The sequence below is a fragment of the Prauserella flavalba genome (assembly GCF_003202235.1).
In the GTDB taxonomy this organism is placed as follows: domain Bacteria; phylum Actinomycetota; class Actinomycetes; order Mycobacteriales; family Pseudonocardiaceae; genus Prauserella_A; species Prauserella_A flavalba.
Genome location: NZ_MASU01000013.1, coordinates 591,904 through 614,474, shown reverse-complemented (window position 1 = coordinate 614,474; position 22,571 = coordinate 591,904). Strand labels below are relative to the sequence as shown.

Genomic DNA, 22,571 nt, shown 5'->3' with positions numbered 1-22,571 from the left:
CCGTGCGCAAGATCGTCACGCGCACGCCGGGCCAGGGCGGAGCTACACGCGGCCGAGCCTGGTGAGGAAGACCGCCGAGGGCACGGCGTGGGCGCCGCCCGCGCGCACCGACGTGACGACGGCCTGGTCGGACGTGACGACGATCATCGGCCTGCCCCTCGGCTCCGAGGAGACGAGCGAGCGGATCACGTCGTCGGCGAGCACGCCCGGGTCGGAGAACAGCACCCGCACGCCGCGCGGCGTCGTCGCGGGGATCGAGGTCACCCCGGCGCCGTCGAAGACCACCGTCAGCTCGGCGCCGGTCCGGGCCGCCAGCGCGGAGAGCTGGCCGATCAGGCGGTTGCGCTGCTCGGCCAGCGTGAGGTCGGGGTAGCCGGTCTTGGTGACGTTGTAGCCGTCCACGATCACGTGGACCTTCGGCAGGCGCAGCAGACGGTCGAGGATCACGGGGTCGTGCACGCGGTCGCCGTGGCTCCGCCCGCTGCCCGCGCCACGCACGGTGTCGGCCGGCCTGCGGCGGGACGCGCTGCCCACGGACAGCTCACGGCGCAGGCCGTCGACGGCGCCGCCGAGCGTGTCGAGCAGCAGCGACAGGCGCACCTCGTCGGCGTCGCGGGCCTCGCGCGCCGACTGCCGGGCGGTCTCCGCTTCGGCGAGCGCCCGTTCCGCCCGCGCCCGTTCGGTCGCCACCCGCTGGCGTTCCCGTTCGAGCTGGGCCGTGAGGTTGTCGATCTCGGCGCTGCGCCCGGAACCGGCCTGCTCGGCCTCGGTCCTCGCCAGCTCGGCCGCGTCCTTGGCCTGCCGCAACGCAACGCCCTGCTCGCGCAGCCTGCCGCGCAGCTTCTCCAGCTCGGCCTCGCGCTCGCCCCTGGCCTCCTCGGTCGCGGCGCGGGCCTGTTCCAGCTCGGCGCGCACGCGCTCCAGCTCGGCCTCCAGCCGCCGCGCCTTGGCCAGTGCGGCGTCGCGTTCGGCGCGCAGCGCGGTCTCCTCGGCGTTCTTGGCGACCAGCCGGATGCGCGAGGTCGCGCTGGACGAGCCGAGCAGCACGGCGGCGGCCGCGGCGGCGACGGAGTCCTCGGCGTTCGGGTCGAGCGCGTCGTAGCGGTGCTCGCGCAGCCATTCCAGCACCGCGATGCGGAACCGGCTCGAGTCACGCAGACCGGTCAGCAGCGCCGTGCCGCCGACCCTGGCCCGCTTGGCCGGGGCGAACCGCGCGATCGGCCTCAGCTGCCGGGGAACGTCGTCGGCGGGCAGCTTGCCGAGCGCGGAGGCCGCCAGCTCGGCGATGCGCTCGCGGATGGCCTCGGGCAGGCCGAGCCAGTCGAGTTCCCCTGACTCGTCTTCAGCGGTGGAGGGGGCCTCGCCGGGCACGCCGGCGGCCGGCCCGGGGAGGTCCTCCTCGGGCCGTTCGGAGTGCGCGGACGACGGCAGCATCCATCAAGCTTAATTTCCGGATCGCCGGACCGCGCCCTATGGGATCACCAGTCGCGCCGCCACCGGCAGGTGATCGGAGGCCTCCGGCTCCGTGGCCAGCACCTTCGTCCAGACCGGCCGCACGCGTGCGCCGGTGTAGACGTAGTCGATGCGCCGGTCGGGGTCCTCGGCCGGGTAGGTCGCGCCGCTGCCGAGCCCCGAGAACCGCCACGCGTCGGTGAACGCCGCGTCGAGCGTTCGGATCTCCGGGGAGCCCGGCAGCGCGTTGAGGTCGCCGACCAGCACCGAGCGCCGCGTGTCGCCCACCAGCTCCACGATCTCGCGCGTCTGCGCGGCGCGGTCGGACTGCGAGCTGGCGGCGAGGTGGGTGTTGTACACGTGCACCGGCACCCCGCGGACGTCGAGTCGCGCGTGCAGCAGCCCGCGCTGCTCCTGGCCGGGCGAGCGCGTGAGGTATGTGTTCTCCCAGTCCGTGATCGGGTACCGGGACAGGATCGCCGTGCCGTACTGGATGCGCGGCCGGTCCGCCGCGGGCGGGTCGCGGTCGATGTTGGCGCCGAAGGCGGCGTGGTAACCGAGCAGCTCGGCCAGCTCGCCCGCCTGGTCGACCCACTCGCTGCGCTCGGAGTAGTGCCGGTCGACCTCCTGCAGGCCCACCACGTCGGCCCCGCTGCGCTCGATGACGCGCGCGATGCGCCCGAGGTCGAGCACGCCATCGGTGCCCTGCGCGTGGTGGATGTTGAACGAGAGCACGGTGAGCACCCGCGCCCCGTGTCCGGCCGCCGAGGCGGCGCCGTTCGCCATCCCCAGCAGCATGCCCGTCACCAGCAGGATCGTCAGTGCCCGCAGCAGTCGCATTCTCGCCTCCACGCGTCGGTCGCGATGATCTTCGCGGGCACGGGCGCACGCCTGGCGACCGTGCGGTGAACCGGAGGCGAAAGATTGTCGGTGGTCCTTTCTAGGGTGCCGATCATGCAGCTGACGTTCGACGAGCTCGGAACTCCCCTGCGAGACACCACGTTCGTCGTCGTCGACCTGGAGACCACGGGCGCGCCGCCGGGCCCGGAGGGGATCACCGAGATCGGAGCCGTCAAGGTGCGCGGCGGCGAGGTGATCGGCGAGTTCGCCACGCTCGTCGACCCGAGGGCGCCCATCCCGCCGCAGATCGTGGCGCTCACCGGCATCACCACGGCGATGGTGCAGGCGGCGCCGCGCATCGAACGCGTGCTGCCCGCGTTCCTCGAGTTCGCGGCGGGATCCGTGCTCGTGGCCCACAACTCGGGCTTCGACGTCGGCTTCCTGAAGGCGGCGTGCCAGGGGCACGGCTACGCGTGGCCGCGCCCGCCGGTGGTGTGCACGCTCAAGCTCGCGCGGAGGGTCCTGTCGCCTCAGGACACGCGCAGCTACCGGCTCTCCGCGCTCGCGGCGCTCGTGGGGGCGCGGACCAAGCCGACCCACCGCGCACTCGACGACGCGCGGGCCACGGTCGACGTGCTGCACGCGCTGCTGGAGCGGGTCGGCTCGGTCGGCGTGCACTCGCTGGAGGAGCTGCTCGACTACCTGCCCGACGTCACCCCGGCGCAGCGCCGCAAGCGGGGCATGGCCGCGCACCTGCCCGAACGGCCCGGGGTGTATCTCTTCCGCGGTCCGGGCGACGAGGTGCTCTACGTCGGCACCGCGGGCAACCTGCGCCGCCGCGTGCGCCAGTACTTCACCGGGTCGGACAGCAGGGGCCGGATCAGGGAGATGGTCGGCCTCGCCGAGCGCGTGGAGGGCATCGAATGCTCGCACGCGCTGGAGGCCCAGGTACGGGAGCTGCGGCTGCTCGGCGCCCACCGCCCCGCCTACAACCGGAGGTCGAAGAACCCGCGCAACGCCTGGTGGGTGGTGCTCACGGACGAGGCGTTCCCCCGGCTGTCGGTGGTCCGGCAGGTGCGGGACGGCGCGCTCGGTCCGTTCAGCTCGCAGGCGCGGGCGAAGGTCGCCGCCGACGCGCTCGCGAGCGCCACGCGCCTGCGGACGTGCACGCAGCGGATCCCCGCCGCCGGGGCGAACGCGAAGCCGTGCGTACTGGCGGAACTGGGCCGGTGCGGGGCCCCGTGCGCGGGCAGGCAGAGCGTCGCCGAGTACGCGCCGTCGGTGCGGCTCGTGACCGACCTCGTGGAGGGCACCGACAACTCGGCGCTGCACGCCGCCCGCGAGCACGTCGACGCGCTCGCCGAAGCCGAGCACTTCGAGCAGGCCGCACGCAGGCGCGACGAGCTGGTGACGCTGCTGAGCGGCGTCGAACGCCGCCACCGGCTCGCGTCGCTCGCGGCGATCCCCGAGCTGGTGGGCGCCGCTCCGGACGGCTCGGGCGGCTGGGAGTTCGCGGTGGTGCGGCACGGGCGGCTCGCCTCGGCCGGGGTCGCGCGCAGGGGCGTGCCGCCGATGCCGGTGGTAGAGGCTCTGGTGGCGTCGGCGGAGACGGTGCTGCCGGGGCCGGGACCGCTGCGTGGTGCCGCCGCCGAGGAGGCCGGAGTGCTGCTGCGCTGGCTCACCAGGCCAGGGGTGCGGCTGGTGCGCACGGCGACGCCGTGGGCCGAGCCCGCGCACGGGGCCGGTGGCTGGCGTCCCTGGCTCGACCGTGCGGCCACGGCCAACGCGCTGGAACACGTGGGCTGAGCGCTGGCAGCTACCGGTCAACCCGGGCGCTCCCCCACCTTGCGGTACCTAGCTTTCCCCCATGACGACGATGCGGCACGCTCCGGCGGCTCCGGTGCGCGAGCCCGGTTCGGTCCGCGTGGCGTTCTGGCTGTGGGTCACCGGCCTCGTGCTGACGGTGCCGGTGGTGCTGCTGAGCCGGTTCGGCGCGCCCGAACGCGGCGCGAACCCGGTGGGGAGCCTCCTGCTGCTCGCGCTCGCGATCTGGGCGCTGCTGCGGTTCGCCACCGGGAGGCCGCTCGCCAGGGCGGCGCTCTGCGGCTTCGCGGGCTTCTGTGTGCTCGGCACGACGTTCGACCTGATCGTGCTGAACGCGCTGCCCGAGTGGGATCCGCTGCTGACCCTCCACGTCTGGGCCGGGGGAAGTCGCGCCGCCTTCCTGGTGGTAGCCGCGGTGTTGTCGTACACGGGCTCCGCGTGCGACTACTTCGGCACCGCGCCGCCGCGCACCGCCCCCGCCGCCTCGCGCTCGGCGGTGACGGCGTGGGGCGTGGCGATCGCCGCCGTGGCGGGCCAGCTGCTGATCGCCTTCTCCGTTCTGCTGCCGAGCGGCGGGCCCACGTGGCTGGACTGGGCTGTTCTGAACGCCGAGGACACCCTGCAGGCGGCGCTGGGTCTGTGCCTGCTGCCGGCGTGGTGCAGCGTGCTGTGGCAGTTCCGCCTCGGCAGCCGGTGGGCGCTGGTCACGCTCGTCGTGCTCGGGACGCTGGTGGGCATCGGCGAGGGCTACGTGCTCGGCACCCTCGACGGGCTCGCCCCCGTTCTCGCCGCGGTCCACCTGACCGCGACCGTCGCCGCCGTCGTGCTGTCCTGGCGGCGCCGCACCAGGTCCTGACCGTCGCGCGGGGCTACGATCACGGCGAAGCAGACCGTGCCCTTGCGAGGAGGCCCCCGTTGATCACCGCGATCGTCCTGATTCACGCCGCCGCGGACAGCATCCCCGAGACCGCGCAGGCGATCGCGGACATCGAGGGGGTGGCCGAGGTGTACTCGTGCGCCGGAGACGTCGACCTCATCGCGATCGTCCGTGTCCCCACCCACGAGGGCCTCGCCGACCTGATCCCCACCAAGATCAGCAAGGTCTCCGGGGTGCTCGACACCGACACCCACATCGCCTTCCGCTCGTACTCGCGCGCCGACACCGAGTCGGCCTTCGACATCGGCATCGAAGCCGACTGACCCCAGCCCACGACAAAGCCCCCAAGGCCACCTTTGTTGCGTTGAGCGCAACAAAGGTGGCCTTGGGGGCTGTTGGCGAACCTAGTGCTCGCGGCGGCCCGCGCCTGCCTCCTCGGGCTGCGGGGCCTCCAGCTCGGTCTCGCTGGTCTGGCCGTTCTCGTGGGCCCTGGCGGCCTCGAGCGCGAGCGTCTCCTCCGCCGGGTCCGGCGAGAGCCAGCCGCCCGCGACGGGCTGGCCCGCGGAGCCGAGCTTGTTCATCTTCTTCGGCACCGGCGCACCCTGGTACTCCAGCGCCACCGGGTGACCGTGGTCGTCCACCGGGCCGAGCGGCTGGTGGATCTCGATGAACTCACCGTGCGGGAGCCGCTTGATGATGCCGGTCTCCACACCGTGTTCCAGCACCTCGCGGTCGGACCGCTGCAGGCCGAGACAGATCCGGTAGGTGATGTAGTACGCCAGCGGCGGCGCGATCAGCACCCCGATCCGGCCCGCCCACGTCGTCGCGTTCAGCGAGATGTCGAACGTGTACGCGATGATGTCGTTGAAGCCGGACAGCTCGAGCACCATGAAGAACGTGATCGCCATGACGCCGAGGCTGGTCCTCACCGGTGCGTCACGCGGACGCTGCAGCAGGTTGTGGTGCCCGGTGTCCTTGGACAGCTTCCGTTCGATGAACGGGTACGCGATCAGCACCGTGAACAGGATGCCCATACCGATCGCACCAGCGAAGAACACCGGCGGGACCGTGTAGTTGCCGATGTAGAGCTCCCACGCGGGCCAGATCCGCAGGATGCCGTCCGCCCAGGCCAGATACCAGTCGGGTTGTGAACCCGCCGAGACTTGTGACGGGTTGTACGGCCCCAGGTTCCAGACCGCGTTGATCTGGAACAGACCCGACATCAGCGCGATGAAGCCCGTGACCACCGCGAAGAACGCACCGGCCTTGACAGCGAACACCGGCATGATGCGCACGCCGACGACGTTGGTCTCCTTGCGGCGGACGCCGGGGAACTGCGTGTGCTTCTGGTACCAGACCAGCGCGAGGTGCGCCGCGACCAGCGCGAGCATGATGCCCGGGATGATCAGGATGTGCAGCGCGTACATGCGCGGCACGATCACCGTCCCCGGGAACTCCCCTCCGAACAACGCCCAGTGCAACCACGTCCCTGCGACCGGAACCGAGAGCACGATGCCCGAGAGGGTCGCGCGGATACCGGTACCGGAGAGCAGGTCGTCCGGCAGCGAGTAGCCGAAGAAGCCCTCGAACATGCCCAGGATCAGCAGCAGCGCGCCGATGACCCAGTTGGCCTCGCGCGGCCTGCGGAACGCTCCGGTGAAGAACACCCGGAACATGTGCACCATCATCGCCGCGACGAAGATCAGCGCCGCCCAGTGGTGGACCTGCCGCACGAACAGGCCGCCCCTGACCTCGAACGAGATCTCGAGTGTGCTCTCGAACGCGCGGGACATCTCGATGCCCTGCAGGTTCTGGTACGGCCCGTTGTAGATGACCTCCTCCATCGAGGGGTCGAAGAACAACGTCAGGTACACCCCGGAGATGATCAGGATGATGAAGCTGTAGAGCGCGATCTCCCCGAGCAGGAACGACCAGTGCGTCGGGAAGACCTTGTTCATCTGGTGCCGCAGGCCCTTGGCCGCCAGGTAACGCCGGTCGGCGTTGTCGGCGGCGTCCGCGGCGTGCCGCTGGAGAGCGCTGGAGCCCTTGGTCGGCGTGGTGAGTGAGCTCATGACTTCCGCTCCCAGAAACCGGGTCCGATCGGCTCGATGAAGTCGTGCCGCGCGATCAGGTACCCATCACTGTGCACCGTGATGGGAAGCTGCGCCAGTGCGCGCGTGGCCGGGCCGAAGACGGGCTTGGCGTACTGCAGCGCATCGAACTGCGACTGGTGGCACGGGCAGAGGATCCGGTTGGTCTGCTGCTCGTACAGCGAGGTCGGGCATCCGACGTGGCTGCAGATCTTGGTGTAGGCGTAGTAGTCGCCGTAGTTGAAGTCCTCCTGGCCCTTGCGCTTGACGACCTTGGCGGCGTCGTCGGGGCGCAGACGGATCAGCATCACGGGGTTGTCCGAGCGCTTGAGCGCATGCACGAGCGCGTCGTGGTCGTCCCGCTCGGACTCCCGGAACGGATACACCGTCTCCATCGCGCCCGCGTCGAGGTCCTCCGGGCGCACCAGCGAGACCTCGCCGAAGTCGCCGGTGTGGCGGCGCAGGTAGACGACCTCACCGGGGAAGGCGGGCTGCCAGCCCGTGTGGGCCAGCGAGTCCTTGCCGTTCGCGTCCTTCCACGGGTTCTCGATGAACCCGGCGAGGGGCAGCGCCACGGTGCCGAGGCCCAGCACACCGGCACCGAGGCCGGCGCTGCGCTTGATCAGCGAGCGCCGTCCGATCGTGCTGCGCTCCCCCGCGTCGGCGAGGTGCGCGACGAACGTCTTGCGGTCGACTTCGGCGGAGCCCTCGCCCATGTTGTCGGTGCGCTGCTGCACGGCGAGCTCGGCGGGGATGAACCTCTTGCTGTAGAGCAGCACGCCGATCGCGAGCGCGAGCACCGAGACGCCCAGCGTGACGCCGAGCACCGGGGTGTACAGGCTGTACCAGAAGTACCCGTCCTGGTTGCCCGGCGGCTCGAACTGCCACGGCCACCAGATGAGGGCCGCGAAGAACGCCGCACCCGCCAGCGCCGCGATCAGGAACCACAGCGCGACGGCGCGCTCGGCGCGCTTCTCGGCCTTGGTGCCCTTGACCGGCCAGGGGTCCGGGTAGTTGACGATCTCGACGCCGTCCAGTTTGCCGCCCAGGCGGAGGAGCTCCTCCCGGCTCATCGCCGAGAGCTCCTCGTCCGTGGGCCGCGGTTCTGACCCGTTGCCGCTACTCATGCTTCTATGCCCTCGATCCGATCCACAGGGTCGCGCCGATCAGCGCGCCGATGCCCACGACCCATGCGATGACACCTTCTGAAGCCGGCCCGAAACCGCCCAGGCTGTTACCGCCGGGGTTGTTGCCCTCGTTGACCGACTTGACGTAGGCGACGATGTCCTGCTTCTCCTCCGGCGACAGCTGCCGGTCGGAGAACTTCGGCATGTTCTGCGGACCGGTGAGCATCGCGGTGTAGATCTCGTCCTCGTTGGCAGGCGCGAGGTGCGGCGCGTACTTGCCTGCCGACAGCGCACCGCCCTGACCGGTGAAGTTGTGGCACGACGCGCAGTTGAGGCGGAACAGCTCGCCACCGCGGGCCGGGTCGGAGCCGCGCAGCGCCTCGCCCGTCTCGGCAGGCCGCTCGGGGCCGCCACCGTGCGCCTGGATGTAGGCGCCGAGCGCGTCGATCTCCTCGGGCGTCAGCTTGGCGGGCTTGCGGGCGGCCTGCGCCTCCTGCCGGACCATCGGCATGCGGCCGGTGGCCGTCTGGAAGTACACGGCCGCGTCGCCGACGCCGATGAGGCTCGGGCCCTTGTCCTCGACACCCTCGAGGTTCGCGCCGTGGCACGAGATGCAGGTGTTGTTGTAGATCTGCTCGCCCTTGCGCAGCAGTGCGGGGTCGACCTGCGCCTGCGCCGTCTGCGGCTGCGGGGCGAACACGGCGTAGAGGGCGCCCGCCCCGATCAGCGCGATACCGAGCGCGAGCAGGCCGGCCATCCGCCGACGGAACTTCGTGCGGCGCCCCGCGCGCCGCCTCGGGGCGGTGGCGGAGTCGTTGCTGGTGGTCATCTTCTGCGGCAACCCTTGCTGTCAGTTCGGCCGATTGTGCTGGTGGTCAGGGGATGATGTAGATCACCGCGAACAGGCCGATCCACACGATGTCGACGAAGTGCCAGTAGTACGAGACGACGATCGCCGAGGTCGCCTGCGCCGGCGTGAACTTACTCAGCCGGGTCCGGATCAGGAGATAGACGAACGCGATCAGACCGCCGATGACGTGGAGTCCGTGGAACCCGGTGGTCAGGTAGAAGACGGTGCCGTAGGCGCCGGACGGGATGGTCACGCCCTCGCTGATCAGCGTGACGTACTCACCGGCCTGGCCTGCCACGAACACCGCGCCCATGATCAGCGTGATCAGGTACCAGCGGCGCAGGCCGAAGACGTCGCCCCGCTCAGCGGCGAACACCCCGAACTGGCAGGTGAACGACGACGCCACGAGGATGATCGTGAACGGCAGCGCGTACGGGATGTCCAGATGGATCGGCTCGCCGGTCTCTGGATTGAGTGGCGGCCAGTGCCCCGTGTCGTTCTGGGCCTTGACCGTGAAGAACATCGCGAACAGCCCAGCGAAGAACATGAGCTCGCTGGACAGCCAAACGATGGTGCCGACGCTGACCATGTTCGGCCTGTTCAGCGAGTGCACCCGCTGGCTGATGGTGGGAGCTGCCGTTGTCACGAGTCGCATTATGTCTCCCCGTGGCCCGGCGCCGCAGAGCGGGTCCTACGGAGAGTCGTGGAACACTCTCCAGCCCTCTGGGTTGACACGGGCCCGGACCGATAGCATCAGGACCGATCCACCATCGAGGCGCGGAGGACGTGACCATGACCGAGCAGGCAGCGCAGCCACTGAGGATCCTGGTTTTCAGCCACCGGCCCGAGGTACGGGACTCGATCATCAACGCCGTCGGCCGCAGGCCCGCAGCCGATCTCGCCAAGGTCCGCTACGTGGAGGCCTCCGGCGTCGCCGACGTGCTCACCGAGATGGACTCGGGGGAGATCGACCTCGCCATCCTCGACGGCGAGGCGCAGCCGACCGGCGGCATCGGCCTGACCCGCCAGCTCAAGCACGAGATCGACGACTGCCCGCCGATCGTCGTCGCGGTGCGGCGCAAGGACGACCGATGGCTCGCCACCTGGTCGCAGGCGGATGCCGTGCTCGTGCATCCGCTCGACCCGCTGACCGCCGCAGAGACTGTCGCCGACGTGCTGCGTTCGCGACGGGTTCCCGTCGTGCGCGGCTGATCCGCATGGCCGAGACACACACCTGGCCTTCGGTTCTGGGCAGGCTCATCGACCGGACGGACCTCTCCGAGGCCGACACCGAGTGGGCGATGGACCAGATCATGTCGGGCGCGGCCACCGCGGCGCAGATCGGCGGTTTCGCCGTCGCATTGCGCGCCAAGGGCGAGACGGCCGCCGAGATCTCGGGCATGGCGCGCGCGATGCTCTCCTACGCCCACCGCGTCGAACTGGCCGCCCCGGCGGTGGACATCGTCGGCACCGGCGGCGACCGCTCGGGCTCGGTGAACATCTCCACGATGACGTCGCTGGTGGTCGCGGCCGCCGGCGCGCCCGTGGTCAAGCACGGCAACCGCGCGGCCTCCTCGAAGTCCGGCGCCGCCGACGTGCTGGAGGCGCTCGGCGTGCGCATCGAGTCGACGCCGGAGGACGTCCGGCGCTCGGTCGAGGCGCTCGGCATCGGGTTCTGCTTCGCGCCCGCGTTCCACCCCGCGTTCCGCCACACCGGCGGGCCGCGCAGGGAGCTGGGTGTGCCGACGATCTTCAACCTGCTCGGACCGCTGACCAACCCGGCTCAGCCCACGTCGGCGCTCATCGGCTGCGCCTACGCCGACAAGGCGCCCGTGCTGGCCGAGGTGTTCGCCCGGCGCGGCGCCAGCGTGCTGGTGGTGCGGGGTGACGATGGTCTCGACGAGATCACCACCACGACCACGAGCACGGCGTGGGTGGTCTCGGGCGGCGGCGTTCGCCAGGAGTCGATCGACCCGGCCGCGCTGGGCATCGCGAAGGCGACGGCCGAGGACCTGCGCGGTGGCGACGCCGCGGTGAACGCCGAGGTCGTGCGCGGGCTGGTCGGCGGCAAGCAGGGCCCGGTGCGGGACGCGGTGCTGCTCAACGCGGCAGGCGCGCTCGCCGCGTTCGCGGGCCTCTCCGGCGATCTGACGGCCGACCTGAAGGCCGGCCTCGGCCGGGCGGCGGAGACCATCGACTCCGGTGCCGCGGCGAGCCTGCTCACGCGCTGGGTGGAGCTGTCGAAGGCGTCCTGAACGCCCTGCGGTAGGCGCTCGGCGATGTGCCCCGCAGGCGCGTGAACTGGTGCCGCAGCGCGGCCGCCGAGGCGTAGCCGCAGGCCACCGCGATCTCCTCCACCGAGAGCGCGCCGTTCTCCAGCAGTCCCTGTGCGCGGTCGAGCCTGCGCTCGGTGAGCCAGCGGTGGGGCGTGGTGCCGGTCGCGGCGGCGAACCGGCGCAGGAACGACCGCTGCCCGAGTCCGGTGCGCCTGGCCAGCTCGGCCACGGTGATCGGCTGGTCCAGCCTGCGTTCGATCCATTCGAGCACCTCGGCGAGCACCGCGTCGTCGGAGGCCTTCGCCTCGGGCACGGGCGCCTCGACGAACTGCGCCTGCCCGCCGGGGCGGTGCGGTGAGGCGACCATGCGGCGGGCCAGCGCGGTCGCCGCGGCCAGCCCGCGCACCTTGCGCACGAGGTGCAGGCACAGGTCCACCGCCGCCACCGTGCCCGCACTGGTGAACACCCCGCGGTCCTCGGCGTAGAGCGCCGTCGCGTCGATCTTGGCCGTGGGGAATCTCTCGGTGAACTCGCGCTCGTAGACCCAGTGGACGGTGCAGTCGCGGTCGTCGAGCAGGCCCGCGTAGCCCAGCGCGAACACGCCCGCGCAGAACCCGGCCACCCAGGCGCCCCGCTCGTGTGCGGTGCGGAGGACGTCGAGCAGGGCATCCGGCGGCGGGCTCGTTCGGGGCGCGCACGTGGGCACCACCAGCAGGTCGGCGTCCGCGGCGCGCTCCAGCGGGGACAGCGCGCCGACCTCGAACCCGGACCAGCTGCGCACGGGCTCACCGCCGGGCGAGCAGACCGCGAAGTCCCAGCCCGGCATGCCCGAGGCCGAGCGGTCGGTGCCGAACACCTCACACGCCACGCCCAGCTCGAACGGCGACACCTCGCCGGCCACGACGACGGCGACCTTCTCCACGCCCATCCCGGCAGTGTGTCACAAGTTTTGCGGTGCATGTCATCTCTGCCACTCGTCGCGTCTTCGCCGGAGGTCGAGGCTGGGCGCATGACAACGACGACAACCCCCGAGGCGGAAGTCCTCGACCGGACGGCCCTGCTGCGGTGGACCACGGCCATGGCACTGTCCGGCACGATCGGCGCGGTCGTGCTGGAGAGCGGCGCTCAGGCGCCCGCGGTGGCTTTCGCGCGCTGCCTCGTCGGCGGCGTGCTGCTCGCGATCTGGTGCGCGGCGCGAGGCTGGCTACGCCCCGCGGTCTTGAGCGGAAGGGACCTCGGCCTCGCCGCGCTCGGCGGCGTGCTGCTGGTGGGCAACTGGGTGCTGCTGTTCGCCTCGTACGCGTTGTCTTCGATCTCGGTCAGCACCGTCGTCTACCACACGCAACCCCTGCTGCTGGTCGGGCTGGCGGCGGTGCTGCTGCGCGAGAAGGTCACCCGGAGCCACCTCGGGAGGGCCGCCGTGGCGTTCGGCGGGGTGGTGTTGATCTCGCTCGGTGCGCACGGCACGGACGGGCAGCCGGTGAACGCGGGCGGGGTCGCACTCGCGCTCGGCGCCGCGGTGCTCTACGCGGGGGCGTCGCTGATCGCCAAGCAGCTGAGCCACGTCCGGCCGCACCTGCTGGCCGCGATCCAGCTGGGCGTCGGGACGGTGCTGCTGGCCCCTGCGCTGGCGTTCACGCCGCTGCCGGCCGATCCGAGGGGCCTGCTGTGGCTGGCGCTGCTCGGCGCGGTGCACACGGCGGTGATGTACGTGCTGATGTACAGCAGCATCGGCAGGCTGCCGACCACGACCGTGGCCCTGCTGTCCTATGTCTACCCCGTGGTGGCCGTGATCGTGGACGTGCTCGCCTACGGCCACCGCGTCAGCGTCGTCGAAGGCGCCGGAATGCTGGCGGTCCTGGCAGCGGCGATGGCGCCGACCAGGAAGCGTTGAATCAACACAGCGGCGCGCAGCGTCTCCGTTTGGGTGGCGGGGGGAGACGGGCGGGCGCAGGCAAGGTGGCCTTCACTGCAGAGGGAGAGCGGTGAGCCTCAGTGGTGGCTCGGGCCGGTGTGGTACTCGAAGACGAGGCCGCCGACGGCGATCAGCAGGGCGATGATCGCCAGGATCAGCAGCCAGATCTGGAAGAACGCGAGCGCCACACCACCCAGCGCGGCGCAGGCGGCGAGCGCCACGGGCCAGTAGCTGCCGGGGCTGAAGAAGCCCAGCTCACCGGCGCCGTCGGCGATCTCGGCCTCCTCGCGGTCCTCGGGCCTCGGCTCGATGCGCCGCGACACGAAGCGGAAGTAGCTGCCCACGAGCAGTGCCAGCGCACCGGTGAGGATCAGCGCGACCGTGCCGATCGGCTCCACGCCGTCGTTGGTCATGTAGCCGGTCATCACCGCGTAGACGATCGCTACGAGGAAAGCGAAGACCGTGACGATGTCGAAAATCCGGGCTTCGACCTTCATTGCCGTGTCCTTACTGGTTCGCTGGGACTACTTCGCGGGAGTTGCTGCCGTCTCGCGGGCTCAGCCGGTGGCGGTCCGCAGCGTGCGGTCGGTGGAGAACGGCTTGGTCGTGGTCGCGGTCGGGCTGCACACCTCGCCACAACCCTCACTCTGCAGGACGGCGAGCGCCTCCGCAGCGGTGTTCGGCTGGCCGGACTCCTCGTTGATCTGGGTCCGCAGCTCGATGTAGCGGTCGTACTTGTCCGGCGACAGCGCCCGCACCTCGAAGTTCATCATCGCGTGGTAGGTGCCGCACAGCTCGGCGCAGCGGCCGACGAACGCACCCTCGCGGTCGATGGTGTTCTGGAAGACGTTGTCCTGGTTGTTCTTCTCCGGGTACGGCATGACGTCCCGCTTGAAGTTGAACTCGGGAACCCAGAAGGAGTGGATGACGTCGGTCGAGCGCAGGTTGTACTGGATCGTCCGGTCCGTCGGCAGCACCAGCAGCGGGATCTCGGTCGAGCTGCCGACCGTGGAGATGCGCTGGCCGTTCTCGGTCTCCGGCTCCTCCGGGTAGGAGAACTCCCAGTTCCACTGGAACGCCGTCACGTCGACGGTCACATCGGGGTCCGGCTCCTTCGCCAGCACCTTGCTCTCGGTGGTGGCGGTGAAGAAGAACAGCACGCAGACCATGACGACGGGCACGACGACGCAGAACAGCTCGAGCGGCACGTTGTACTGGAACTGGCGGGGCAGCGCCTCGACGGTGCCCTTCTTCTTGCGGTGGAAGGCCACGGTCCAGAAGATCAGGCCCCACACGATCACACCGACGGCGAGAGCCGCGATGACGGACCACGTCCACAGGGTGCGCATGCGGTCGGCCTCAGGCGTGACGCCTTCCGGCCACCCGAACCGCAGTACCTCTTCGCCGGAACACCCGGTCGCCAGGATGGCGACAAGCCCGGCGAGCGCGGCAACCTTGGCGACCTTGCCCCGTCGTTTGCCCCGGGTGCGCTCTGGAACGCCCACTCCGCGATGCCTCCTCGCCCGATCACTCTGACGCACCGGACTTTAGCCGAGATAGCCGAGCTCGCCGCCCAAGGGGTGTCCGCGACCCGCCCGGCCGTGGCCTGCGCCTCCCCCGGCATACTGGCGACTTCGAACGCTGCGACGAGCAAAAAGGTGTGTGAAGACACGTGTGCGGCCTGCTTGGACTGGTTTGTGCCAGCGAGAACGACGCCGTGAACGCCAGGCCGTCGGTCGGCCAGGCCCTGCGTTGCCAGCGGCATCGCGGGCCCGACGAGACGGACACGTGGACCGACGGCGAGGTCGTCTACGGCTTCAACCGGCTCGCCATCATCGACGTCGAGCACTCCCACCAGCCTCTGACCTGGGGACCTCCGGAGAACCCGCGGCGGTACACGATCAACTTCAACGGTGAGATCTACAACTACCTCGAACTGCGCGAGGAGCTCGCCGCCGAACACGGTGCGAAGTTCGCCACAGAGGGCGACACGGAGGCCATCGTCGCGGCCTACCACCACCTCGGCCCCGCCGCGGTGGGCAGGCTGCGCGGGATGTTCGCGTTCCTGATCTGGGACTCCGAGCGCAAGGTCGTCTTCGGCGCCCGCGACCCGTTCGGCATCAAGCCGCTCTACTACTCCGCGGGCACTGGCGGGATCGCGTTCGCCAGCGAGAAGAAGAGCCTGCTGGAGCTGTCGGGAACGCTCGGCGTCGCCGAGGAGCTGGACCGCACGGCCCTGCAGCACTACCTCGTGCTCCAGTACGTGCCGGAGCCGGAGTCGCTGCACAGCGGCATCCGTCGCATCGAGTCGGGCACGTCGTTCACGGTCGAGCCGGGCGGCGAGCTGAAGACCGAGCGGTACTTCTCCCCCGAGTTCACCGCCAAGCCGGTGTCGGGCGCGGCGCAGGTCGCGGCCCTGCACGAGGAGATCGCCGAGGTCATGCGCGACTCGGTGGCCAAGCACATGCGTGCCGACGTCACCGTCGGCGCGTTCCTCTCCGGCGGGATCGACTCCACCGCCATCGCCGCGCTGGCCAAGGAGCACAACCCGAACCTGATCACCTTCACCACCGGGTTCGAGCGCGAGGGCTACTCGGAGGTCGACGTCGCGGCCGAGTCCGCGGCGGCGATCGGCGTCGAGCACGTGGTGAGGACCGTGTCCGCCGACGAGATGATGGACACACTGCCGCTGATCGTCTGGTACCTCGACGACCCGGTGGCCGACCCGGCGCTGGTGCCGCTGTGGTTCATCGCGCGCGAGGCGCGCAAGCGCGTGAAGGTCGTGCTCTCCGGTGAGGGCTCCGACGAGCTGTTCGGCGGGTACACGATCTACCGCGAGCCGCTGTCGCTCGCGCCGTTCGAGAAGGTGCCCGGCGGCGTGCGCAAGCTGCTCGGCAAGGTCTCGGCCCGGATCCCCGAGGGAACGCGCGGCAAGGACCTGCTGCGACGCGGGGCGCTGACGCTGGAGGAGCGCTACTACGGCAACGCGCGGATCTTCCGCGACGACCAGCTGCGGGGCGTGCTGAAGACGTTCACCGAGGGTGTCGGGCACGGAGACGTCACGGCGCCCTGGTACGACCTCTCCCGCGGGTGGGACCCGGTGGCGCGCATGCAGCACGTCGACCTCTTCACGTGGCTGCGCGGCGACATCCTCGTCAAGGCCGACAAGGTGACGATGGCCAACTCGCTGGAGCTGCGGGTGCCGTTCCTCGACTCCGAGGTGTTCCGGGTGGCGTCGTCGATCCCGCTCGACCAGAAGATCACCCGCGAGACCACGAAGTTCGCGCTGCGCAGGGCGCTCGACGGCATCGTGCCCGCGCACGTGCTCAACCGGCGCAAACTCGGCTTCCCGGTGCCGATCCGCGTGTGGCTGCGCGACGAGATGTACGACTGGGCGCGCGGCGTGATCTCCGACTCGCAGACCGACGAGCTGCTCGACAAGCGCGCCGTGCTGGCGATGCTCGCCGAGCACAAGGCGGGCAGCCTCGACCACAGCAGGCGGCTGTGGGCGTTGCTGGTGTTCATGCTCTGGCACGGCATCTTCATCGAGAACCGCATCAAGCCGGAGATCCCGGAACCCCAATACCCCGTCAAGCTCTGAGACTCCGCGTATCGGCTCCCAAGGCCACCTTTGTTGCGTTGAGCGCAACAAAGGTGGCCTTGGGGGCCTTTCTGCGCGCGGGTCAGCGAGCCGGGTGGATGTTGTGCCAGCGGTTGAAGATGTTCTCCGGGTCGAACTCGGCCTTGATGCGGGCGAGCTTGCGGTAGTTCTCCTCGCCGTAACCGGCCACGACGCGGTCGGTGCCCTCGTCGCCGATGAAGTTGAGGTAGACGTCCCCGCTCGACCAGGGCCGCATCGCGGCGCGCACGTCACGGGCCCACCCGATCACCCGGTCGTCGTCGGCGGGGTCCTCCCACAGCCCGAGCGGGTGGACGGCCCACGGCGTGGCCCGGTTGAAGCCCGGCCAGTCCCGGCCGTGCGTCACCGCACCACCCCACGGCAGCAGCGCGTACTGCGAGGCGGACGGCACGACCATGTCGTACGCCCGCTCGCAGTAGCGGTCCAGTGCCTCGTCGGGCAGTTCCCGTAGGTGCTCGTCGGTCCAGTAGTTCCGGAAGCCCGGCGGGTCGTCGAGCATGCACTGCAGGTCGGCGTAGGGGATGTTCGTGATCACCTGGCCGTGCGGCGCTGCCGCGAGCAGCGGCGCGGCGACCTCCCGCAGGGCCGGCTCTGCCCCGCAGTACGTCACGAGCACGCCACACGTCAGCTGCCCCACCAGGTGCGGCGGCACGAACTCCTCGGGCGGGCCGGTCATGTACAGCATTCCGCCGCCCACCTCGTCCGGCGCGGTGGCGATCAGGTCGCGGTAGATCCCCGCGATGGAGCGGCCCTCGTCCGCGGGCCACAGCAGCAGCGCGATCGAGAACTCGGGTAGCCGGTGCAGCCGGAAGGTCAGCGACGTCGCGACGCCGAAGTTGCCGCCCGCGCCGTGTAGCCCCCAGAACAGGTCGGGATTCTCCTGTTCGTTCGCGGTCACCTCGCGGCCGTCGGCGGTCACGAGGTCGATCGAGAGCAGGTTGTCGCAGGCGAGACCGTGCTTGCGCTCCAGCCAGCCGGACCCGCCGCCCAGCGTCAGGCCCGCGACGCCGGTGGTCGACACGCGTCCTCCGGTCGTCGCGAGCCCGTACGGCTGGGTCCCGCGGTCGAACTCGCCCCAGCTGGTGCCGCCGCCGACCGTCACGGTGGCCCGCTCGGGGTCCACCGCGACGTGGTTCATCGGCCGCGTGTCGATCACCAGCCCGCCGTCGACGAGGCAGGCGCCCGCGACGCTGTGCCCGCCGCTGCGCACCGCGATCTCGAGCCGGTTGTTCCGCGCGAACGCCAGGGCCGCCTTGACGTCGTCGGCGTCGGCGCAGCGGGCGATCAGCTGGGGCCGCGCGACGATCATCGCGTTGAAGATGTTCCGCACATCCTCGTAGTCGCCGTCACTGGGTGTGACCACCCGGCCGCTGAGCTGCGTCCGCAGGTCGTCCACGGACGCGGGTTCGAGCAGGTTACCGGTCATGACTGCCTCCTAGCGTCTATCAGAGGCCAGTCGCGCCATGCTGCCTGCCGTTACGCGCGGTGCAAAAGAATCAGCCCGCCTTCTCCGGGAGGTAGTCGTTGGAGTACGTACCGGACACGTCGACGTCGGCCCGCTCGACCTCGGGGATGAACTGGGCCAGCACGGAGCGCACCGCCTCGGCGCCGTCGGGCTGGATCGTGCCGTCCTTCGAGTAGGCGTCCTTGACCTTGCCGATGGCGTCGACGTAGACCTCGCGGTTGCCCTGCGCGTACTCCTCCGGCATCTCGGCGGCGATCTCCTCGGCAGAGTGCTGGTCGATCCATTCCAGCGTGCGCACGATGGCCTTCGCGAGCTTGCGGGCGTTGTCGCCGTTGTTCTCCAGCCACTGCCCGGTGGAGTACAGCACCGCGGCCGGGTAGGTGGAGACGCCGAAGTCCTCCTGCACGCCCTCGGCGGTGCGCGTGTCGGTGAGGATCTTGACCTTGTCGGCGCCGGCACGCTGCTGCAGCAGGGAGAACGCCGGGTCGAGCATCACCGCGGCGTCGACTCGGCCCTGCTCCATCGCCGCGACGGCGCTGGAGTCACCACCGACGGCCTGCACGGTCGCCGAGTCCGAGGGCAGCCCCTCCTTGTCGAGCAGGTACTTGAGGAAGAAGTCCGTCGACGAGCCGGGCGCGGTCACGCCGACGTTCGCGCCCGCGAGGTCGGCGATCGAGTTGATCGGCTTGCTCGCCTTCGGTGACACCGCGAGCACGAGCGACGGATAACGAAGCATGGTGACGAAGGAGCGCACCTCGCGGTCCTTGGCCGCCATCTGGATCGTGTGGTCGTAGTAGCCGCTGACCACGTCGACGCTGCCGCCCTGCAACGCCTGCAATGCCTTCGAGCCGCCCTGCAGGTCCTCCAAGGTGACCTTCAGGCCCTCGGCCTCGTAGTAGCCGAGCCGCTGCGCCAGTGTCGTCGGCAGGTACACCAGCAACGGCTGGCCGCCGACGCCGATGGTGAGCTGCCCGCCCTCGGCCCGCTCGCCCGGCTTGGCCTGGCACGCGCTGAGCACCAGCGCGAGCGCGAGCACGGGGGCGAGGATCCGCTTGATCATCATTGACCTCCAGCGATGTGGTTGGCCTGGGTCGGCTTCCAGCGCAGCAGGTAGCGCTCGACGCGGTTGACGGCGACGTCGACCACGAGCACCACCGCGGAGAGCACGACCATTCCGGCGAAGACACCCGTGGTGTCGAACGTTCCCTCCGCCTGCGAGATCAGGTAGCCGACGCCCTTGGAAGCACCGAGGTACTCGCCGACGACGGCACCGACGATCGCGAAGCCGACGCTGATGTGCAGGCTGGAGAAGATCCATGTGAGCGCGCTCGGCAGGAGCACGTGGCGGACCAGCTGGCCCTGCTTGGCGCCGAGCATCCGCGCGTTGTCGACCACGACCCGGTCGACCTCACGCACGCCCTGGTAGGTGTTGAAGAAGACGATGAAGAACACCAGGGTGACGCCGAAGGCCACCTTGGACCAGATGCCGAGGCCGAACCACAGCAGGAAGATCGGCGCGAGCACCACCCTCGGCAGTGCGTTGAGCATCTTGATGTAGGGGTCGAACACCGCCGCGATGAACTCGACCCTCGCGAGCAGGAAGCCGATCACGAGGCCGAGCACGCCGCCGATCACCAGCGCCAGCGCGGCCTCGACAAGGGTCACCCGCAGGTGCTCCCAGATCGAACCGGTGACGAACCAGTCCACGGCGCGGGAGAGGATGTCGCTGGGCTTGGAGAAGAAGAACTCGTCGACGATCCCGTTGCGGGAGCACAGTTCCCAGCCGAGCACCACCACCACGGCGAGTGCGATCTGGGTGATCAAGACCGCGGGCCTGTGCCCTCGGCCGCGCCTGCGCTTGGCGGGGGCGTCAGCGGTCGGCACCGACGGCGTCGCCTTCGCTGGTGCGCTCATAGGTCTTCATCACCTCGTCTCGCAGGTCCGACCAGATGGCCCGGTAGATCTCGGTGAACTCGGGGCTGGTCCTGATGTCGAGCAGGTTGCGCGGGCGGGGCAGGTCGACGGCGTAGGTGCCGACGATGCGGCTGGCCGGTCCCGCGGACAGCAGCACGACCTCGTCGGAGAGCGACACGGCCTCGTCGAGGTCGTGGGTGACGAACAGGACCGTCTTCTCGCTGCCGGTCCAGAGGGTCAGCAGCTCGTTCTCCATCACCTGCCGGGTCTGGACGTCGAGCGCGCCGAACGGCTCGTCCATCAGCAGCATCTCGGGGTCGCCGATCCAGCTCTGCGCCACGGCGGTGCGCTTGCGCATGCCGCCGGAGAGCTGGTGCGGGTAGGCGTCCTCGAACCCGGCGAGCCCGACCCTGGCGATCCAGTCCCTGGCGAGCTCGGCGCGCTCGCTCTTGCTCACGCCGCGCAGCTGGAGCCCGAAGGCAACGTTGTCCAGCACGGTCTTCCACGGCAGGAGCCCGTCCTGCTGGAACATGTAGCCGGCCTTGCGGTTGAGCCCCCGCAGCGGCTTCCCGTCGACGAGCACCTGGCCCGCCGCCGGGGTGAGCAGCCCGGCGACCGCGTTGAGCACCGTCGACTTGCCACACCCGGTGGGCCCGACCACCGAGACGAAGCGGCCCGTTCCGACGGTGAGGTCCACGTCGGACACCGCGGTGTAGTCGGCGCCCTTGGCCCGGTAGGCCATCGTGACGCCGCGTAGCTCGATCGCGGTGGCGACTCCGTCGTCACCCATGTTTGCCTGTTCCTCCTCACGGCACATCGCTCACGATGTGGCACGAAATTCGCGATGTGATGCGCACACTAAGCGTGAGGTGTCGGGGACAACAACTGTCATCCCACGGGGTGAGAAAGAAACCGGCCGAGCGACGGCTCAGGCGGGCAGCGCGGCACCGATCTCGTCGGCGGCCTCGGCTCCGTAGGCACCGGCGAGACGGGCGAGCGCCGTCTCGCGGTCGAAGAGCCACTCCTGGGTGCCGATGGTCTCGAGCACGAGCACGGCCACCAGCGAGCCGAGCTGCGCGGACCGTTCGAGGCCGAGGTCGTAGTGCCTGCCGGCGAGGAAGCCGGCACGGAAGGCGTCACCGACACCCGTCGGGTCGGCCTTCGCGGTCTCGGGCACGGCGCCCACCTGCAGGGACATGCCGTCGGCGCTGACGATCTCGACGCCCTTCGCGCCGAGCGTGGTCACGCGCATGCCGACGCGGGAGAGCACGTCCTCCTCGGTCCAGCCGGTCTTCTGCAGCAGCAGTTCCCACTCGTAGTCATTGCTGAAGAGGTAGCTCGCGCCCGCGACGAACGAGCGGACCTGCGCGCCGTCCATCCTGGCCAGCTGCTGCGACGGGTCGACGGCGAAGGTGTAGCCGCGCTGCCTGCACTCGGCGGCGTGGCGGAGCATGCCCTCGGGGTCGTCGGGACTGATGAGCACGAGGCTCAGCCCGCCTGCCCGGTCGGCGACGGGTGCCAGCTCGATGTTTCGGGCCTCGGCCATCGCGCCCGCGTAGAACGTGGCGATCTGGCACAGGTCCTCGTCGGTGGTGCAGACGAAGCGCGCGGTGTGCGCGATCTCGGAGACGTGCACGCCCGACGTGTCGACCCCGTGCCGTTCGAGCCACGCGCGGTAGTCGGCGAAGTCGTCGCCGACCGCGCCCACCAGCACCGGCGAGACGCCGAGGACGCCGAGCCCGAAGGCGATGTTGGCGCCGATGCCGCCGCGGCGGACCACGAGGTCGTCGGCGAGGAAGCTCAGTGAGATCCGATGCAGCTGCTCGGGGACGAGCTGCTCGGCGAACCGCCCGGGAAAGTGCATGAGGTGGTCCGTCGCGATGCTGCCCGAGACGGCGATCCGCGCCTTCACTGCCACCGGTCCTCCAGTCGGGTAACGGTTCGATCGACACGCGAGACTACCGAGAGGTAAGGGTGTCGCGCACGGGCCGTAGCGCTTACGTTGCTCATGTGAGCACCGCCACCGAACCGGAGACCCTGGCCGAGCTGATCGCCGACTGCGCGGAGATCCCGAGGCCCGAGGTACCCAGGCACGAGCAGGTGCCCACCGCCGCCCCGTGGACGGTCGACGACGCGTGCCACGCGCAGGTCGCCGACCTCGACGAGTACATCTGACCCCCCGGTCCCCACGGGCCCGGGTACGCACAGGGGCCGCGATCAATGGCGATCGCGGCCCCTGTGTGCTGTTCGGGCCCGGAGACGACGAAGGCGCTGGCCACGACGATGCGTGACCAGCGCCGC

The 22,571-nt window shown here is 70.4% G+C and carries 22 protein-coding genes; 8 read left to right on the top strand and 14 right to left on the bottom strand.

The window, feature by feature from the left end; genetic code table 11:
* Positions 1-42: 42 nt before the first annotated feature.
* Entirely contained in the window at positions 43-1,434 is a 1,392-nt protein-coding gene (locus BA062_RS30200) for an NYN domain-containing protein (protein ID WP_110342464.1), read from the bottom strand.
* Positions 1,435-1,470: 36 nt separating this feature from the next.
* Positions 1,471-2,292, bottom strand: a complete 822-nt coding sequence (locus BA062_RS30195) for an endonuclease/exonuclease/phosphatase family protein (RefSeq protein ID WP_110342463.1) — start codon at positions 2,290-2,292, stop codon at positions 1,471-1,473.
* Positions 2,293-2,406: 114 nt separating this feature from the next.
* Between BA062_RS30195 and BA062_RS30190 the strand changes: the two genes are divergently transcribed.
* From BA062_RS30190 to BA062_RS30180, 3 genes are all read left to right on the top strand, one after another.
* The gene (locus BA062_RS30190) at positions 2,407-4,098 is read left to right on the top strand and encodes a DEDD exonuclease domain-containing protein (RefSeq protein WP_110342656.1); all 1,692 of its coding nucleotides are present in this window, start codon (positions 2,407-2,409) and stop codon (positions 4,096-4,098) included.
* Between the two features lie 61 nt (positions 4,099-4,159).
* The gene (locus BA062_RS30185) at positions 4,160-4,972 is read left to right on the top strand and encodes a hypothetical protein (RefSeq protein WP_110342462.1); all 813 of its coding nucleotides are present in this window, start codon (positions 4,160-4,162) and stop codon (positions 4,970-4,972) included.
* 59 nt (positions 4,973-5,031) lie between these two features.
* Complete coding sequence (locus tag BA062_RS30180; RefSeq protein WP_110342461.1) at positions 5,032-5,316, top strand: Lrp/AsnC family transcriptional regulator; 285 nt, start codon at positions 5,032-5,034, stop codon at positions 5,314-5,316.
* A gap of 81 nt (positions 5,317-5,397) precedes the next feature.
* Here BA062_RS30180 and qcrB read toward each other — a convergent pair whose 3' ends face one another.
* From qcrB to ctaE, 4 genes are read right to left on the bottom strand one after another with little or no spacing between them, the layout of a single operon-like run.
* Complete coding sequence (gene qcrB / locus BA062_RS40330) at positions 5,398-7,065, bottom strand: cytochrome bc1 complex cytochrome b subunit (protein ID WP_110342460.1); 1,668 nt, start codon at positions 7,063-7,065, stop codon at positions 5,398-5,400.
* Positions 7,062-8,210, bottom strand: a complete 1,149-nt coding sequence (gene qcrA, locus BA062_RS30170; protein WP_110342459.1) for a cytochrome bc1 complex Rieske iron-sulfur subunit — start codon at positions 8,208-8,210, stop codon at positions 7,062-7,064. Before qcrA ends, qcrB begins: the two co-directional genes overlap by 4 nt.
* 4 nt (positions 8,211-8,214) lie before the next feature.
* A complete protein-coding gene (qcrC, locus tag BA062_RS30165; protein WP_110342458.1) occupies positions 8,215-9,039 on the bottom strand; it encodes a cytochrome bc1 complex diheme cytochrome c subunit in 825 nt (274 codons plus the stop codon).
* 46 nt (positions 9,040-9,085) lie between these two features.
* On the bottom strand, positions 9,086-9,715 hold the full coding sequence (gene ctaE / locus BA062_RS30160) for an aa3-type cytochrome oxidase subunit III (RefSeq protein WP_110342457.1): 630 nt from the start codon (positions 9,713-9,715) through the stop codon (positions 9,086-9,088).
* Positions 9,716-9,852: 137 nt separating this feature from the next.
* Between ctaE and BA062_RS30155 the strand changes: the two genes are divergently transcribed.
* On the top strand, positions 9,853-10,272 hold the full coding sequence (locus tag BA062_RS30155) for a hypothetical protein (protein WP_110342456.1): 420 nt from the start codon (positions 9,853-9,855) through the stop codon (positions 10,270-10,272).
* Between the two features lie 5 nt (positions 10,273-10,277).
* Positions 10,278-11,315, top strand: a complete 1,038-nt coding sequence (gene trpD, locus BA062_RS30150) for an anthranilate phosphoribosyltransferase (RefSeq protein WP_110342455.1) — start codon at positions 10,278-10,280, stop codon at positions 11,313-11,315.
* Here trpD and BA062_RS30145 read toward each other — a convergent pair.
* Complete coding sequence (locus tag BA062_RS30145; protein WP_110342454.1) at positions 11,281-12,264, bottom strand: GlxA family transcriptional regulator; 984 nt, start codon at positions 12,262-12,264, stop codon at positions 11,281-11,283. The genes trpD and BA062_RS30145 overlap by 35 nt on opposite strands.
* 81 nt (positions 12,265-12,345) lie before the next feature.
* On the opposite strand from BA062_RS30145, the gene BA062_RS30140 reads away from it, so the two are divergent.
* On the top strand, positions 12,346-13,230 hold the full coding sequence (locus tag BA062_RS30140; RefSeq protein WP_245960070.1) for a DMT family transporter: 885 nt from the start codon (positions 12,346-12,348) through the stop codon (positions 13,228-13,230).
* 98 nt (positions 13,231-13,328) lie between these two features.
* Here the strand turns inward: BA062_RS30140 and BA062_RS30135 are convergent, their stop codons facing one another.
* Complete coding sequence (locus BA062_RS30135) at positions 13,329-13,748, bottom strand: cytochrome c oxidase subunit 4 (RefSeq protein ID WP_110342453.1); 420 nt, start codon at positions 13,746-13,748, stop codon at positions 13,329-13,331.
* A 60-nt stretch (positions 13,749-13,808) separates the two neighbouring features.
* Positions 13,809-14,756, bottom strand: coding sequence for an aa3-type cytochrome oxidase subunit II (gene ctaC / locus BA062_RS30130; RefSeq protein ID WP_110342452.1), 948 nt, complete (start codon positions 14,754-14,756; stop codon positions 13,809-13,811).
* Positions 14,757-14,923: 167 nt separating this feature from the next.
* Here ctaC and asnB point away from each other — a divergent pair, with 167 nt between their 5' ends.
* A complete protein-coding gene (asnB, locus tag BA062_RS30125; protein ID WP_110342451.1) occupies positions 14,924-16,852 on the top strand; it encodes an asparagine synthase (glutamine-hydrolyzing) in 1,929 nt (642 codons plus the stop codon).
* Positions 16,853-16,934: 82 nt separating this feature from the next.
* On the opposite strand, the gene BA062_RS30120 is transcribed toward asnB, so the two are convergent.
* The 5 genes from BA062_RS30120 to BA062_RS30100 all read right to left on the bottom strand — a co-directional run bounded on the left by BA062_RS30120 (position 16,935) and on the right by BA062_RS30100 (position 22,188).
* A complete protein-coding gene (locus tag BA062_RS30120) occupies positions 16,935-18,317 on the bottom strand; it encodes an FAD-binding oxidoreductase (protein ID WP_110342450.1) in 1,383 nt (460 codons plus the stop codon).
* Between the two features lie 70 nt (positions 18,318-18,387).
* On the bottom strand, positions 18,388-19,419 hold the full coding sequence (locus tag BA062_RS30115; protein ID WP_210407034.1) for an ABC transporter substrate-binding protein: 1,032 nt from the start codon (positions 19,417-19,419) through the stop codon (positions 18,388-18,390).
* Positions 19,416-20,270, bottom strand: coding sequence for an ABC transporter permease (locus BA062_RS30110; protein ID WP_110342449.1), 855 nt, complete (start codon positions 20,268-20,270; stop codon positions 19,416-19,418). The genes BA062_RS30115 and BA062_RS30110 overlap by 4 nt, the downstream gene beginning before the upstream one ends.
* Positions 20,227-21,060: an ABC transporter ATP-binding protein gene (locus BA062_RS30105; RefSeq protein ID WP_110342448.1), complete on the bottom strand. Its 834-nt coding sequence runs from the start codon at positions 21,058-21,060 to the stop codon at positions 20,227-20,229. Before BA062_RS30105 ends, BA062_RS30110 begins: the two co-directional genes overlap by 44 nt.
* A gap of 138 nt (positions 21,061-21,198) precedes the next feature.
* The gene (locus BA062_RS30100; RefSeq protein WP_110342447.1) at positions 21,199-22,188 is read right to left on the bottom strand and encodes a carbohydrate kinase family protein; all 990 of its coding nucleotides are present in this window, start codon (positions 22,186-22,188) and stop codon (positions 21,199-21,201) included.
* A 92-nt stretch (positions 22,189-22,280) separates the two neighbouring features.
* On the opposite strand from BA062_RS30100, the gene BA062_RS39985 reads away from it, so the two are divergent.
* Complete coding sequence (locus BA062_RS39985) at positions 22,281-22,445, top strand: hypothetical protein (RefSeq protein ID WP_168214129.1); 165 nt, start codon at positions 22,281-22,283, stop codon at positions 22,443-22,445.
* Positions 22,446-22,571: the final 126 nt, after the last annotated feature.

Bases quoted from the DNA above. Each gene is read 5' to 3' on its own strand.
- BA062_RS30185 (WP_110342462.1), top strand. From the start codon at position 4,160: ATGACGACGATGCGGCACGCTCCGGCGGCTCCGGTGCGCGAGCCCGGT.
- qcrB (WP_110342460.1), bottom strand. From the start codon at position 7,065: ATGAGCTCACTCACCACGCCGACCAAGGGCTCCAGCGCTCTCCAGCGG.
- BA062_RS30105 (WP_110342448.1), bottom strand. From the start codon at position 21,060: ATGGGTGACGACGGAGTCGCCACCGCGATCGAGCTACGCGGCGTCACG.
- BA062_RS30145 (WP_110342454.1), bottom strand. From the start codon at position 12,264: ATGGGCGTGGAGAAGGTCGCCGTCGTCGTGGCCGGCGAGGTGTCGCCG.
- BA062_RS30155 (WP_110342456.1), top strand. From the start codon at position 9,853: ATGACCGAGCAGGCAGCGCAGCCACTGAGGATCCTGGTTTTCAGCCAC.
- BA062_RS30115 (WP_210407034.1), bottom strand. From the start codon at position 19,419: ATGATGATCAAGCGGATCCTCGCCCCCGTGCTCGCGCTCGCGCTGGTG.
- BA062_RS30120 (WP_110342450.1), bottom strand. From the start codon at position 18,317: ATGACCGGTAACCTGCTCGAACCCGCGTCCGTGGACGACCTGCGGACG.
- BA062_RS30190 (WP_110342656.1), top strand. From the start codon at position 2,407: ATGCAGCTGACGTTCGACGAGCTCGGAACTCCCCTGCGAGACACCACG.
- qcrC (WP_110342458.1), bottom strand. From the start codon at position 9,039: ATGACCACCAGCAACGACTCCGCCACCGCCCCGAGGCGGCGCGCGGGG.
- BA062_RS30110 (WP_110342449.1), bottom strand. From the start codon at position 20,270: ATGAGCGCACCAGCGAAGGCGACGCCGTCGGTGCCGACCGCTGACGCC.
- ctaE (WP_110342457.1), bottom strand. From the start codon at position 9,715: ATGCGACTCGTGACAACGGCAGCTCCCACCATCAGCCAGCGGGTGCAC.
- BA062_RS30140 (WP_245960070.1), top strand. From the start codon at position 12,346: ATGACAACGACGACAACCCCCGAGGCGGAAGTCCTCGACCGGACGGCC.
- BA062_RS30135 (WP_110342453.1), bottom strand. From the start codon at position 13,748: ATGAAGGTCGAAGCCCGGATTTTCGACATCGTCACGGTCTTCGCTTTC.
- trpD (WP_110342455.1), top strand. From the start codon at position 10,278: ATGGCCGAGACACACACCTGGCCTTCGGTTCTGGGCAGGCTCATCGAC.
- qcrA (WP_110342459.1), bottom strand. From the start codon at position 8,210: ATGAGTAGCGGCAACGGGTCAGAACCGCGGCCCACGGACGAGGAGCTC.
- BA062_RS30200 (WP_110342464.1), bottom strand. From the start codon at position 1,434: ATGCTGCCGTCGTCCGCGCACTCCGAACGGCCCGAGGAGGACCTCCCC.
- BA062_RS30195 (WP_110342463.1), bottom strand. From the start codon at position 2,292: ATGCGACTGCTGCGGGCACTGACGATCCTGCTGGTGACGGGCATGCTG.